This window comes from Dapis brunnea BLCC-M229 (assembly GCF_050015995.1).
GTDB lineage: Bacteria > Cyanobacteriota > Cyanobacteriia > Cyanobacteriales > Microcoleaceae > Trichodesmium.
On the sequence record NZ_JBNHEP010000080.1, the window covers coordinates 41,555 to 55,352 of the forward strand.

Genomic DNA, 13,798 nt, shown 5'->3' on the forward strand with positions numbered 1-13,798 from the left:
TAACTGATAACTGAAATAACTTATCGAATAATTAATAATTAATAATTATTAATTAAATAATTCACCCTTTAAAGCCTCTCCTTTCCAGGGGAAAAAAAGTGCTAGGATATTTCCTGATATTCAATTACGTTGCGGTTTTAACCAGAGATAATTATCCATTATCCATTATCAATTAATGAAATACTTATGTTATTCTAATAGATAGTATTACTCTTTAAACTAGAAAAAAATCTATGTCTCGACCTACCTTATATATCGCAATTACTAATCATGGATTTGGTCATGTTGTCCCCATATCATCAGTTGCTAATCTGGTGCAAAAAATGTGTCCAGATGTTTTATTAATTATGGTGACAACTGCTCCCCGTTGGTTATTGGAATCTTATATTTCTGGTGATTTTATTTATCGTCCCCGTGCTTTCGATGTGGGAGTTATTCAATCAGATAGTATCACCATGGATAAAGAAACTACCCTAGAAAAATTGAAAGAAATTCGGAGTAAAGAACGGTCAATTATTGCTGCAGAAGTAAATTTTATTAAACAAAATCGAGTAGATTTATTGTTAGCAGATATTCCACCAATTGCTGCTAAAATTTCTCAAGCTGCTAATATTCCTGGTTGGATGATGAATAATTTTGGTTGGGATTTTATTTATCGTCCTTGGGGTGGTGAATTTGTGGAAATTGCTGATTGGATTAGTGAATGTTTTGGAGAGTGTGACCGTTTATTTCGCCTCCCACTCCACGAAACTATGAGTGCTTTTCCTAATATTTTTGATGTTGGTTTAACTGGGGGAACTCCACGTTATCAACCAGAGGAAATTAAAGCAAAATTTGATATTCATGCCGACAAAGAAAAAACTATTTTACTTACTTTTGGTGGTTTAGGTTTAGACCATATTCCTTATCAAAATCTTTCTCGTTTTCCTGAGTGGCAATTTATTACATTTGATAGTAACACTCCTGAACTTCCCAATCTCATAAATGTCAGAAAAGAATCTGAAAAAATAGATACAAATTTACCACATATTCGCCCTGTAGATTTAATGCCGATTTGTGGCAGGATTATTTCTAAACCAGGATATAGTACCTTTGCTGAAGCTTTGCGTTTAGAAGTACCTATTGTGTCATTAGTTAGAGAAGGTTTTGCCGAATCGAAATTATTATTAGACGGAATTCAAGATTATAGTTATCATCAAATCTTACCTCCAATAGAATTTTTTGATGGTGATTGGGAATTTCTCAAACAACCCCTACAAGCACCCCGTAAATCTGAAAAATTAGATAAAAATGGTAGTGAAGCGATCGCTCAAGCTGTTGTAGATTATTTACAATAATTATTTTCAACTGTCCAATTATTTGATTCAAGGAAAACAATTATGATCCCTAAAATTAATATTAATAACTTCATTGAAATTGATATTAACAGTATCATTGCAACTGGAGTTGAAATCGTATTTATAATATGTCTCTTTGTAGCAATTAAATTTTTTTTCGGCAGAGCATATAAACAATTAATACAAGTATCATCAGTCAAAAAAAAGAAAAAAGAGGTTGAATTTATCTACCAAAATACTCAGATATTATTAACTGTAAGTTGTTTACTACTATGTTTATTAGTGGCAGGAATTAATGGATGGCTTATTTATCAAGGAAAAAATTTAATCGAATACCAAACTTCTTTGATTAAAAATATTTCCTTTGATTACTTGCTAGTTATAGGAATTAGAGTTCTCAAGATCTTGGGCATACTAATTTTAACTAAATGGAGTATTCCATATATAAAAAAATTTATAACTTGGTTAACAGAGTGGGCAAAAAACGTCGATCAAATCACTGCCAATGACGCCAGTATTGAAAAATTATTTGAATTTTTCAAAAGTAACTTTAATAATATTATCTGGCTGTTATATGTTGCTATATCAGCTCAAATTATGGTCTTCCCAGAAGTAATTGTCAAATATTTATATATAAGTTTGCAGATTTATATGATTATTATTATGGGATTACTATTTACTAAAGCTAATACAACAGTTATTGAAACTGTGGATGCTGTTAGTAAGAAATACTCCGATCAAAGAAATATTGTCCGGATCTACAATCGCCTACGTAAATTAATTCCTCTTGCCAAACGATGTCTTGAATATGCAATCTATATTACTACAGCGACTTTAGTAACTCAAAAAATTGATTTTATTGCTAGTTTAGCTCCTTATGGTCCTTTATCTTTGCAAATAATAGGGATTATATTTATGAGTCGTGTTGTGCAAGAAATTGGTCAACTTTTACTAGAAGAAGTACTACTGCGTGAGGGTGATACAGATGATTTATCTAAACAGAGACGAGAGACATTTTTACCTTTATTTCAAAGTTGTACAAAATACCTGATTTACTTTGGTACAGGTATAGCAATTCTGTATACTATTAAAATTGACCCGACTCCTATTTTAGCAGGTGTAGGTATTTTAGGTTTAACAATTGGAATGGGAGCGCAAAGTCTGGTTGAAGATATAGTTGCAGGTTTCTTTATTTTGTTTGAAAATTATTACTTAGTAGGAGATTTTGTAGAGATAAATGGTGTAAGTGGTTTTGTTACGGGAATAGAATTAAGAACAACTCGGATTAATTATGAAGATAAACATCACATTATCCATAATCGTGATGTTAAGGATATAGTTAATCACTCCAGCTACAGTAATGCAGTGGTCATGCTCAAAATTCCTTATCAAGTTAAAATGAATCAAATCTATGAAGTTATAGAAAAAGTTGGAAATAAGCTTCTAGAGGATTATTCGACAGACATAATTGAACCAACAATAATAGAAGGAGTAGAAGAATTTTCTGAAAATCAAATATTAATCGAAGTAGTTACACGAGTTAAACCAGGAAAACATTTAATTATTCAGAAAGTCTTAGGTATAATGATTAAACAAGCTTTTGAGGAAGCAAATATTGAACTTCCCGTGGTTAATCATGTAAAACTGAGTAACGATCAACCTATCCCAATATTTTTAAAACCTCTACGGGTTAAACTACGCAAAAATCAATAGTAAAGTCATGAATAATTAGGAATGACTGAATAAATTTAAAACCCATATATATAGAAGGCAATAGGCAACAGTGGGAAAAATACTTCCCCGTCTAATATTCATCATTAGTCTATTTCCTAAGCAACTCTTTTTTTGTTATATTAGAGGTTTAAGTGTTGCTAAATTATAAAAAACTCCTAGAAAATGACTAAATAAATATAAAAAACAGGCATTTTTTCAAAATTGTGAGTATAAAATGCAGAAAAATTAACAGTGAAAATATTGACTATTACTTATTGCCTATTCTCTACTCTCACCCCTATAAATTTTTCAGGTAACTATAATTATATTATACCAAATAAGGTTTTAAACCTCTGCTTTTAAGGGGGATGAAAATAATAGACTTGAGTATTTCAAGCCTCCCTATTCCATAGAGGTACTGATAACTCATAACTCATAACTGATAACTGAAATGACTCACTATCAACAATTACTCCAAATTAATACTTCTGGTAAATCTTTATCCAGAATTACTTCTAAAGTGCAAGAAGCTGTAGCAAAGTCAGGGGTAAAAACAGGTTTATGTAATTTATTTTTACGCCATACTTCCGCCAGCTTAATAATTCAAGAAAATGCCGATCCAGATGTATTAGTTGATTTAGAAAACTTTATTTCTAAATTAGTACCAGAAGGTTATCATTATATTCATAGTGCAGAAGGACCTGATGATATGCCAGCTCATATTCGTAGTGTTTTAACCCATACTTCTGAACAAATTCCTATTAATAATGGCAGATTAGTATTGGGTACTTGGCAAGGAATTTATGTTTGGGAACATCGCCAACGTAGTCATTGCCGAGAATTAGTAATTCATATTAGTGGGGAGTAATTTTTGATTAATTAGAAAAACCGAGTTGTTGAATAAACTCAGTTTTTCTAGCAATCTTCTTTAAGCAATGAGAATTAAGCACTTTTTTCTGCCTCCTCCTGCTTTAATTAATCCTTTTTTTCTTTGATCTATAGCAATATGATTTGAGTTGTGAGATATTGGAGAATTTTAGGGAACACTTAACTGGGAATAGGGAACAGGGAATAGGGAACATGGAACAAGAAAATGTATCTTCTTCATAAGATAACTGCTATATTCTATCCTTTTAAGGAACACCTCAATTCTCACATCTCATTCCTGATTGCTATATTTCTGATTTTTGATTTTCGGCTATAATTTGAGCCTTTTCTCTTAATTTTTTAAATTGTTTATCAGTAATACCATTTATCAAAAGTATTGCTACATCTCCTTGAGAGTAGGGACGTTGCATGCAACGTCCGTACAGAGTAGGGAGTAGGGAGTAGGGTTAAAAGACATAAGATATTTTGATTTAATACCGATAATCTTTACAAACATTGCTGAAGCATTATTATTACTTAATAACTGAAGTTCCATCGGAAGTATAGCATTATTTTTGGGAATTGGCATAATACCAATAACTCTTGATGAAGGTCAACGACGGTATATGAAACTGCAGTCTAAGCTCCTTGAGTTGGGGTGAATGACAATTATTTCTCTAAAAATTCCATAAATTGCTTGGAGCAACAAAGTTTTGAGCAACACTACTGACTTTGCCGAGATAAAATTGAATAAGCCAAAATAGCAGCTTGAGTGCGATCGCGCAAATTTAACCTCCGGAGAATATTAGTAATATGATTTTTGACAGTCTTCTCAGAAATATAGAGAGTTTGAGCTATTTCTCGGTTATTTGCACCAGAAGCAATTAACTGTAAAATTTCTTGTTCTCTTGGTGTTAAATATTGCCAATTTTGGGGAGGGTTATTAACAGGAATTGAGATTTGAGAAATCACTTTTTTACCTATACCTGGTCCTAATTGCGTATAGCCTTTATATACAGATTGAATTGCCTGAGCTAATTCTTCTGAAGGTGTGTCTTTTAATAAGTATCCTGCTGCCCCATATCTCAATGCTTGAGTAACATATTCATCATTATCAAATGTAGTTAATATTAGCACTTTTATTTCTGGAAAACCCTGACAAATTTCTTTAGTAGCAGCTACTCCATCCATAATTGGCATTCGTACATCCATTAAAACTACATCTGGTTGTAGATTTTCTATTTGATTTATTGCAGTGGCTCCATTCTCCGCTTCTCCCACTATTTCTAAATTATTTTCTAACTTTAATAAAGCTTTTAATCCACGCCGAATTAAATTTTCATCATCAACTAATAAGACTTTAATCATAATTTATAGGGAATAGGGATAAATAATTGATAATTTATATCATGTCCGGATAATTAGTGATAAAAAAATTTTTGTTTGTAGTAGGGCTTCAGCCCGATAATAGATAGGACTAGGGCAAAACTACGAGCTTTAATTATAACTATTCAACCGGACATGATATTATGGATAATATTCGAGATTTATAATAAAATGTGCAATTAATTTTGCATCAACACTAATGTGTAATTAGTTTTGCATAAGCACTTATGAAATACAAAAAATTGTCCTACTTATGAATCAGCCCATCTTCCCATCAATTTTTGGTAGAAAACATTAGCATACTTTATATAATATAGCGTTTTTAATACGAATGAGGTACACCTATATTTTTTTCTTCCCTATTCCCTATTCCCTATTCCCTATTCCCTAAAAGAGGGAAAATTAGCAATTATTTTACATCCTGCACCAGGATCAGTCAAAATCTCCAACTCACCTCCTAATGCTACAGTACGTTCTTGCATTCCCTGCAAGCCAAATCCAGTAGTATTTTGTTTTAAGTTGAATCCTTGGCCATTATCTTGAACAATTAGATGTAAATTTGTGGTGGTGAAAATATGAATTTCTACTATAGTTGCTGAGGCATATTTATAAATATTAGTTAACGCTTCTTGCACTATACGATAAATAGCAATTTTTACTTCATAATTCAGAGAATAATTGATATTTATATTGCTTGTGGGTAAAATACCAGTAGATTTATAAAAATCTGCTATTAAATTAGCGATCGCTGATTCTAAAGATTGATTTAGCCACCAATTATCCCGTAAAGCTGCCACTGACTGACGCACTTCATTTAAAGCTTTTGAACCTAGTTGTTTAGCCGAAGCCAAAAATTCTATTGATTCTTCTGGTTCTGATTTTCTCAGTTTCCAAGCTGCCTCTAAACTAACATTTAAAACTGTTAAATAATGCCCTAAAGAATCGTGAATTTCTCTGGCAATCCGATTTCGTTCTTCTAAAGCGACAATGTTTTCTATTTTTCGGGCATATTGTCGTAGTTTTTCATTGGCAATTGCTAGTTCTTCTCGACTTTTTCGTTCTGACATCACTGCTTTTACTAATAACTGGAGAAAAATTATTAATAATCCAAATAAAATTATTGAACTGAAGAGAACTAAGATGAATCTTTCTCTAGCAAATAATGGCAGTCTAGTCAGTTTTTGTAATCTTTGAATTTGAATAAGTGTAAATAAAGAAAAAACAAAAATATTGATAATTATATTTTGCCGTTCTGCAAAAATAAAACAATCCCGAATCACCAAAATTAGACATAAAAGTGGAGATAAATGCAAACCAGCCAAGAACGACATAATAATTATTAAAATAATTTCGACAGTAGTATAAATAATTTTCTGGTAACGAGATTTATTAATAGGTAAAAATAGCCCCATTATGCTAAATACTATCAGGAGCAAAAGATTTATATATAGTAGATTTGATACTTCTGTTGTAGGAAAAAACTGTATTCTACGACGACCATAGAGAGGGAATTTCAGAATTTCACTCAGAGCAATGATTACCAATAAAATCCATTCTAAGTATAGTAAAAAACGAATAGGATGTTTAGCTATTTTCGGGAAAATAATCATAAGTCTGTCGAGAGCTAATTTTGGCACAATTTTAGCATGAATCATCAGACTAAAATTTTCATGTCTAGCAGAAAATTTCTCTACATAAGTCAAGTTAAATAAATATCTAATCAGATACATTGTAGGACTAAAGTCCTAGAGGAATTTAGGACTTTTATCTCAGGTTATTTGAGAGTTGCGACTTGTAGGATAGAACATAAGTAAACACTCAATAAAAAAAATTAATTGGGAATAAACACAATGAAACGTCGTTCTTTGGCTATATTATTTAGCATTATTACCACCATTCTTTTTGCTAATCCTTTGACAGTTCTTGCCCAACCTAAAAATTTGAATCTGACTCCCGAGCAAAAAACTCAGTGGGAAGAAATTAGGGCACAAACCAAAGCTCAAATTCAAAATATTCTCACTCCCGAACAACAGGAACAGTTCCAAACTTTAACTTCACAAGGTCAACGAAGACGAAAAGCGATTAAGCAGTTAAATCTCTCTGAAGAGCAAAAAACTCAAATGCGTGAAATCATGCAGTCATCACGCCAAGAAATGGCAAATATTTTAACTGAAGAACAACTTGGGCAGTTTCGTCAGAGAGTTGTTGCCCAACTTGAAAATTTGAATCTGACTCCCGAACAAAAAACCCAGTGGGAAGAAATTAGGGCGCAAACCAAAGCTCAAATTCAAAATATTCTTACTCCTGAACAACAGGAACAGTTCCAAACTTTAACTTCACAAGGTCAACGAGGAAGAAGAGTAATGAAGCAGTTAAATCTCTCTGAAGAGCAAAAAACTCAAATGCGTGAAATCATGCAGTCATCACGCCAACAAATCGCAAATATTTTAACTGAAGAACAACAAGAGCAGTTGCGTCAACAAAGACAAATGCGATGACCAAAAAATCATTCAGCAATTAACAATTAATAATTACCTCTTCTTAAAAGAAGGGGTAAAATCCTATCAACGAAAATTTTTGATTTTATCCCCTACGCACTGCTCAAAAATATCAAAGCAGGTTGTATTTGTCATCTAGATTTTCCTTGTTTCAAAATGTCCAAAAAAATTCAAAACTTTTGTTAAATATTATATCATATTAAGACTCTTTTTAACAAGAGTTTCAGTATAGCTAAAATAGATTAAATTTCAGTATCATATAGCAGAGTGAAGTATGTTTCAATACAATTTGTTTTCTCAACCAAAACAAAAACCACTTAATATTATCTATTGCTTCATAACAAGGGGAAGCACAATATTCTTTCGTACTACAATGGCGATCGCTCTATTAGGAACTGTAAGCTGTACCACAAAAGTTCAACTTGAATCTCCCACCGTTGCTCAGACTCAAAGCAAATCTACCGTAAATTCATCCGTCTCTAATAATCAAAATATCGCCTCTACTTCAGACTACCAGAAAATAACTGTAGTAGAAAACTTAGAACATCCGTGGGGTATTGCCTGGTTGCCAGATGGAGCAATGCTAATTACCGAAAGACCAGGGCGGTTGCGAATTGTTCGTGATGGAATTTTAGACCCGACTCCTATTGCCGGAGTTCCTCAAGTCTTTGCTGTTAGTCAAGGTGGTTTATTGGATGTCTCAGTTCACCCGCGCTTTACAGAAAATCGTTGGATCTATTTAACCTATTCCCACGGCGATCGCTCGGCAAACCGGACTCGTATCGCCCGCGCTCGACTTGAGAATAATACTCTGCGCAACCTAAAGGTAATTTTTGAGGTTTCCCAAACTAAACCAGGCGCACAACATTTTGGGTCGCGTCTTGTTTGGTTGTCTGACGGAACTCTAGTGGCAAGTATTGGCGATGGTGGCAACCCACCTATTGAATTCAATGGCGAATTTATTCGGCAACAAGCTCAAAACCGCAATAGTCATCTAGGCAAGGCGATCAGATTGAATGATGATGGATCTATACCCTCCAATAACCCTTTCGCCACCTCTACAGATGCCAAACCTGCCGTCTGGAGTTATGGACACCGCAATATCCAGGGAATTACATTAGACCCGGCAAAAAATCGAATCTGGGCAACCGAACATGGTTCCAGAGGTGGTGACGAACTAAATTTGATTGAGGGGGGAGAAAACTATGGTTGGCCTGTAGTTACTCACAGTCGTGAATATTCTGGAGGACTCATCTCTCCCGAAAAATCTCGCCCCGGTCTGATAGACCCCAAAGTGATATGGACTCCTTCCATAGCTCCCTCTGGTTTAGCTTTTTATAACGGCGATCGCTTTCCCCAGTGGCGAGGCAATTTGTTTGCGGGTGGGTTAGTTTCACAAGATATTCGTCGCATTGAGCTAGACGAAGCAGGTAACGTTATCGGTCAGCATTCTATTCCTGTGGGTCAGAGAGTCCGGGATGTGCGACAGGGACCTGATGGACTATTGTACATTCTCACCGATCGGCCAAATGGGCAATTAATTCGACTCGAACCTGTTGGAGGATAGGAGGTACACTTGTGGCGGGCAAGATGCCCGCACGACAAAGATTTTATCATTAACTAGCTATCAACTTTTAGCATTCAGCTATCAGCATTCACAGATGAATTTAATTTATCAAAAAAACATTTTATTCTCTTGACAAGCCAGAAAATTGTGCTATTATCCATATTTAACCATTAATTAAGCGAATAAGTATGTTGCTTCAAGACAAACAAATGACTGCACAAGAGTTCATTTCCCTACTCGACGAGATTATTGAAAAACAACATTTACTTAAGCACACATTCTATCAAATGTGGAATGAAGGAAAATTATCTTTAGAAATGTTGCAAGAGTACGCCCAAGAATATTATCTACAAGTTCATTATTTCCCTACTTATGTTAGTGCTACTCATGCAGCTTGTGACGATTTAGAAATTCGGAAAATGCTCTTAGAAAATTTGATTGAAGAAGAAATGGGAGCAGCAAATCACCCTGAATTATGGTTACGTTTTGCTGAAGGTTTAGGAGTAAAAAGAGAAGCAGTTAAAGAGCGGGAACATTTAGCAAAAACTAAGGAATCTGTAAGTATTCTCAAGGAGTTAGCTCGGAGTGAAAATCCTGCTAAAGGTTTGGCTGCTCTTTATGCTTATGAGTCACAAATTCCCGAAGTTGCTACTACAAAAATTGCTGGTTTGAAAGAATTTTATGGTATTGATTCTGAAGCAGCTTTATCCTTTTTTAAAGTACATGAAAAAGCTGATGAAATTCACAGCAAAGTTACAAAAGAAGCATTGGTAAAACTATGTGAAACTGATGCTCAAAAACAGGAAGCATTAGCAGCAGCAGCAAAAGCGGTAGATGCTTTGAATTTATTGCTTGATGGTGTTTATGAAGAATATTGTCAAGCTGTGAATTAATTGTTATAGGACTTACGCAGTACAACGTATTTTCGTCATTACGACCGACAGGGAAGCAATCTCAAATCCTAGTTTTTCGTACCTCATGCGTAAGTCCTGTGTTAGTTAACATCTTGAATAATTAGTTGACTAATATCAAGTTAAATTAATTAACAACAAAGTAGGGACGTTCGCATTTTTGTTATGCAACGTCCCTACATTGTTGTTAATATGGTTCATTATAATTATCCTCAATTTGAATAATTTTTCTTATTATTATCGTATGTATTGTATAGCAGTCGAAGTAGAAATTAATAAATTACTAAATGCTTAAAACAAGGCTCGTAGAATTGCTCTAGCCCGATAGATATTTCTAGGCTAGAGCAATTCTACAAACAAAAACTTCTGACTTCTATCTCCCTTTCTGTACTTCCTCAAGGAGAATAATATATGCCGAAATCAGCAGGTAATTCTAAATAATTCTCCTCAATTTGAATAATTTTTATGATTGTCATCGTATATATTGTATAGCAGTCGAAGTAGAGATTAGCAAATTACTAAATGCTTAAAACAAGGCTCGTAGAATTGCTCTAGCCCGATAAATATTTCATGGGCTAGAGCAATTCTACAAACAAAAACTTCTGACTTCTATCTCCCTTTCCTCACTTCCTCAAGGAGAATAATATATGCCTAGATCGGCTGGTAATTCTAATGTAGAAAAACTTCAAACTGGTGAAGCTAAACTTTTAATTCTTTTAGTGGGAATTAATCAATATAATGATGCCAAAATAAATAACCTTAATTATTGTGTTAATGATTGTCAAGAATTAAAGGCTGCACTAGAATTAGCTACACAATTATTCACCAATAAAACTATTATTATCCATCACGACAATACTCCTGAATCTCCTCATCTTGATGTGGTGAAAAATAGTTTAGAAAAGTTAGTATCTCAAGCAACTAAAGAAGATACTATTTTAATTTATTTTTCTGGTCATGGTTTTTTAGATAAACAAACTCAGCAACCAATATTATGTCTGCAAGATACTCAAACTAATAATTTAGCTACAACAGGTTTGCCTGTGGCAGAAATTTTGCAAAAGTTGGCAGAAAGTGGTGCTAAATATCAATTGATTTTTATTGATGCTTGTCATAGTGGTGGAACGAGTATTAATTTTCAGCATTTGTCTGAAAGTAAGAAATTATCTGAATCTGAAACATCTAGTATTGCTCCACAATTAATTGAATTATTTTGGCAAAGGGCTGCTAAAAGTAAAGGTTTTTATGCGCTTTTGTCTTGCGATAAGTATGAACAATCTGAAGAATGGAAAAATTTAAAACATGGATTATTTACTTATTATTTGATTCAAGGTTTTTTGGGGAAAGCTGCGGATAAGTCGGGAGTAATTGAGGCGGATAGTTTATATAAATATGTTTATCATCGCACTTTGGAATATATTGATAAAACTAATCAGCAAATTCGTTTGACTAATCAACAAAAAGCTAATCGTGGTGAATCAAATATTCAGTCGGAATCTCCTGGGCAAACTCCTCTAAGAATTGTGGAAGGTGCGGGAGAATTTGTATTAGGAATTGTGCCGATTAATAGTTATGAAAATAGTCGGCGACAGGCTGTAATTATTAATGGTTTGGCTGGATGTGAAGAGACTGTTTCTTTATCAGGTATTTTGCACAGTCGGGGTGAATTTGTTGTGGGATATTGGCCACGAACAGACAGCTCTTGGCAGAGAGTAAAAGACGGAATATTGGAATGTTTGAATATTGAAAATCCCCCCCAACCCCCCTTTCAAAGGGGGGAGTCGGACAATAACACCTTGTTTTTGTATATTCGGGGTGGGGTGGAAAAGAATAATGATGATGAGTCTTATTTGGTTTTGGGAGAAGGGGTTCGTATTAGTTGTTTTTGGTTGCAGAAACAGTTACGGAATTCTAATATGCGTCAACAGGTGATTATTCTTGATTTTCCTGATGCTGAAAATGATGTGCTTTCTGAATGGGTGGAAGACTTAAACCAACAAGCGAATAAGTCTCAATGTATTATTGCTTCCTCGTCGTTGCAGTTTTCTCTGGAGTTGGTGAAAATATTGGGAAATGCTCGACATGGTTTGACTGTTGCAAGGTTAATTATTGAATTGCAGCAACGGTTGAAAATTACTACTTATTTGTCTGGGAATGCTATTGATATTTTACTTCCTGGAGAAACTACTAATACAATTTTTGATGCTAATATCTGCCCTTATAAGGGCTTGGAAGCGTTTCGTCAACAGGATGCGGAGTTCTTTTTTGGTAGGCAAAAGCTGACACAGGAAATTTTGGCAAGGTTGCGGGATAGTTCGTTTTTGGCGGTGGTTGGTGCTTCGGGTAGTGGGAAGTCTTCGGTGGTGCAAGCTGGTGTTTTGCCACTACTGGCGGCCGGGAAGCAACCGCCTGGTAAATGTTTGTGCTATTGTTTTCGCCCTAGTGATTTTCTCTCTGGCCAAACTAACAAAACTCATAAAACTCATAAAATTCTGATAAGTGCTTTAGCTCAGGTATTGGCGACTAATGGGAACGCTGACGAAATGGAGGGTTCGTTGCATTTGGGTGTGGAATGGTTTGTGTGGTGGTTGCGTCGTCGGGTCGAACCGATGGTGGTTTTGGTGGTCGATCAGTTTGAGGAATTATTTACTTTGAGTGGTGAAAAGGAACGTTTGGAGTTTCTGAATTTGCTGTTGGGTGCTTTGCGGGAAACGTCGGATAAGTTGAGGTTGATAATTACGTTGCGGGATGATTTTATTGGTAATTGTTTGGAGGTGCCTGAGTTGGAGGTTTTGGTTGAGCAGAATTTGATTTTGGTGTCGCCGAATTTGCAGGAGGAGGAATATCGAGACGCTATAGTTAAACCTGCTGAGAAGGTGGGGTTAAAGGTGGAGTCTGGTTTGGTGGATGTGTTGTTGGATGGAGTGCAGGAGGAGTTGGGGGGTTTGCCTTTGTTGCAGTTTGTGTTGCGGGAGTTGTGGGAGAAGAGGCGGGATGGAATGTTGAGTTTGCAGGTTTATCAGGAGGTAGTTAAAGGTTTTAAGGAGGTGTTGCAGGATAAAGCGGAGGAGGTTTTTAACGATTTAAGTGAGGAGGAGAAGAGTTGCGCTCAGTTTATTTTTCTGGAGTTGGTGCAGTTGGGTGAGGAGGGAAAGGATACTCGCCGTCGGGTGTTGAAGTCGGAGTTGTTGGGTAAGAAGTATGGGAAGGAGGTGATGGAGTCTGTGTTGCAAAAGTTGAGTGATGCGCGGTTAATTGTTGTTGGTGGGGGAAAACCTAACCCCCCAACCCCCTTCCCTGCAAGGGAAGGGGGAGAAGAAAGAAGGGAGAATGATACAGTTTCTTCTCTTCTCCCCTCTCCTCGTAGGAGAGGGGTTGGGGGAGAGGTCAGCTCTTTAGAGTCACCTAACCCCCCAACCCCCTTCCCTGCAAGGGAAGGGGGAGAGGAAAGATTAGAGGATGAAAAAGTTTCCCCTCTTCTCCCCTCTCCTCGTAGGAGAGGGGTTGGGGGAGAGGTCA

10 protein-coding genes are annotated in these 13,798 nt (G+C 35.3%); 7 read left to right on the forward strand and 3 right to left on the reverse strand.

What is annotated here, in order from left to right:
• The first annotated feature begins 233 nt into the window (after positions 1-233).
• The 3 genes from ACP6PM_RS09000 (at position 234) to ACP6PM_RS09010 (ending at position 3,918) form a co-directional block, all read left to right on the forward strand.
• A complete protein-coding gene (locus ACP6PM_RS09000) occupies positions 234-1,337 on the forward strand; it encodes a glycosyltransferase family protein (RefSeq protein ID WP_426583806.1) in 1,104 nt (367 codons plus the stop codon).
• A 42-nt stretch (positions 1,338-1,379) separates the two neighbouring features.
• Positions 1,380-3,050 carry a mechanosensitive ion channel family protein gene (locus ACP6PM_RS09005; RefSeq protein ID WP_426583813.1) on the forward strand — a complete coding sequence of 557 codons (1,671 nt, stop codon included), beginning with the start codon at positions 1,380-1,382 and terminating at the stop codon, positions 3,048-3,050.
• A gap of 451 nt (positions 3,051-3,501) precedes the next feature.
• Positions 3,502-3,918: a secondary thiamine-phosphate synthase enzyme YjbQ gene (locus ACP6PM_RS09010; RefSeq protein ID WP_426547154.1), complete on the forward strand. Its 417-nt coding sequence runs from the start codon at positions 3,502-3,504 to the stop codon at positions 3,916-3,918.
• Between the two features lie 304 nt (positions 3,919-4,222).
• Here ACP6PM_RS09010 and ACP6PM_RS09015 read toward each other — a convergent pair whose 3' ends face one another.
• The 3 genes from ACP6PM_RS09015 to ACP6PM_RS09025 all read right to left on the reverse strand — a co-directional run bounded on the left by ACP6PM_RS09015 (position 4,223) and on the right by ACP6PM_RS09025 (position 7,033).
• On the reverse strand, positions 4,223-4,348 hold the full coding sequence (locus ACP6PM_RS09015) for a hypothetical protein (protein WP_426583815.1): 126 nt from the start codon (positions 4,346-4,348) through the stop codon (positions 4,223-4,225).
• Between the two features lie 292 nt (positions 4,349-4,640).
• On the reverse strand, positions 4,641-5,285 hold the full coding sequence (locus ACP6PM_RS09020; protein WP_426583817.1) for a response regulator transcription factor: 645 nt from the start codon (positions 5,283-5,285) through the stop codon (positions 4,641-4,643).
• Positions 5,286-5,683: 398 nt separating this feature from the next.
• Positions 5,684-7,033 carry a sensor histidine kinase gene (locus tag ACP6PM_RS09025; RefSeq protein WP_426583818.1) on the reverse strand — a complete coding sequence of 450 codons (1,350 nt, stop codon included), beginning with the start codon at positions 7,031-7,033 and terminating at the stop codon, positions 5,684-5,686.
• 120 nt (positions 7,034-7,153) lie between these two features.
• On the opposite strand from ACP6PM_RS09025, the gene ACP6PM_RS09030 reads away from it, so the two are divergent.
• From ACP6PM_RS09030 to ACP6PM_RS09045, 4 genes are all read left to right on the forward strand, one after another.
• Positions 7,154-7,801: a hypothetical protein gene (locus ACP6PM_RS09030; protein WP_426583820.1), complete on the forward strand. Its 648-nt coding sequence runs from the start codon at positions 7,154-7,156 to the stop codon at positions 7,799-7,801.
• A gap of 274 nt (positions 7,802-8,075) precedes the next feature.
• Positions 8,076-9,368 carry a PQQ-dependent sugar dehydrogenase gene (locus tag ACP6PM_RS09035; protein WP_426583822.1) on the forward strand — a complete coding sequence of 431 codons (1,293 nt, stop codon included), beginning with the start codon at positions 8,076-8,078 and terminating at the stop codon, positions 9,366-9,368.
• Positions 9,369-9,556: 188 nt separating this feature from the next.
• Positions 9,557-10,261: a CADD family putative folate metabolism protein gene (locus ACP6PM_RS09040; RefSeq protein WP_426583824.1), complete on the forward strand. Its 705-nt coding sequence runs from the start codon at positions 9,557-9,559 to the stop codon at positions 10,259-10,261.
• A 665-nt stretch (positions 10,262-10,926) separates the two neighbouring features.
• A partial coding sequence (locus ACP6PM_RS09045) for an nSTAND1 domain-containing NTPase (RefSeq protein ID WP_426583826.1) occupies positions 10,927-13,798 on the forward strand: 2,872 nt, incomplete at its 3' end.

What these genes read in the sequence shown, in the direction of transcription:
- ACP6PM_RS09000 (WP_426583806.1), top strand. Translation starts at nt 234, where the DNA reads ATGTCTCGACCTACCTTATATATCGCAATTACTAATCATGGATTTGGT.
- ACP6PM_RS09005 (WP_426583813.1), top strand. Translation starts at nt 1,380, where the DNA reads ATGATCCCTAAAATTAATATTAATAACTTCATTGAAATTGATATTAAC.
- ACP6PM_RS09010 (WP_426547154.1), top strand. Translation starts at nt 3,502, where the DNA reads ATGACTCACTATCAACAATTACTCCAAATTAATACTTCTGGTAAATCT.
- ACP6PM_RS09015 (WP_426583815.1), bottom strand. Translation starts at nt 4,348, where the DNA reads ATGCAACGTCCCTACTCTCAAGGAGATGTAGCAATACTTTTGATAAAT.
- ACP6PM_RS09020 (WP_426583817.1), bottom strand. Translation starts at nt 5,285, where the DNA reads ATGATTAAAGTCTTATTAGTTGATGATGAAAATTTAATTCGGCGTGGA.
- ACP6PM_RS09025 (WP_426583818.1), bottom strand. Translation starts at nt 7,033, where the DNA reads ATGTATCTGATTAGATATTTATTTAACTTGACTTATGTAGAGAAATTT.
- ACP6PM_RS09030 (WP_426583820.1), top strand. Translation starts at nt 7,154, where the DNA reads ATGAAACGTCGTTCTTTGGCTATATTATTTAGCATTATTACCACCATT.
- ACP6PM_RS09035 (WP_426583822.1), top strand. Translation starts at nt 8,076, where the DNA reads ATGTTTCAATACAATTTGTTTTCTCAACCAAAACAAAAACCACTTAAT.
- ACP6PM_RS09040 (WP_426583824.1), top strand. Translation starts at nt 9,557, where the DNA reads ATGTTGCTTCAAGACAAACAAATGACTGCACAAGAGTTCATTTCCCTA.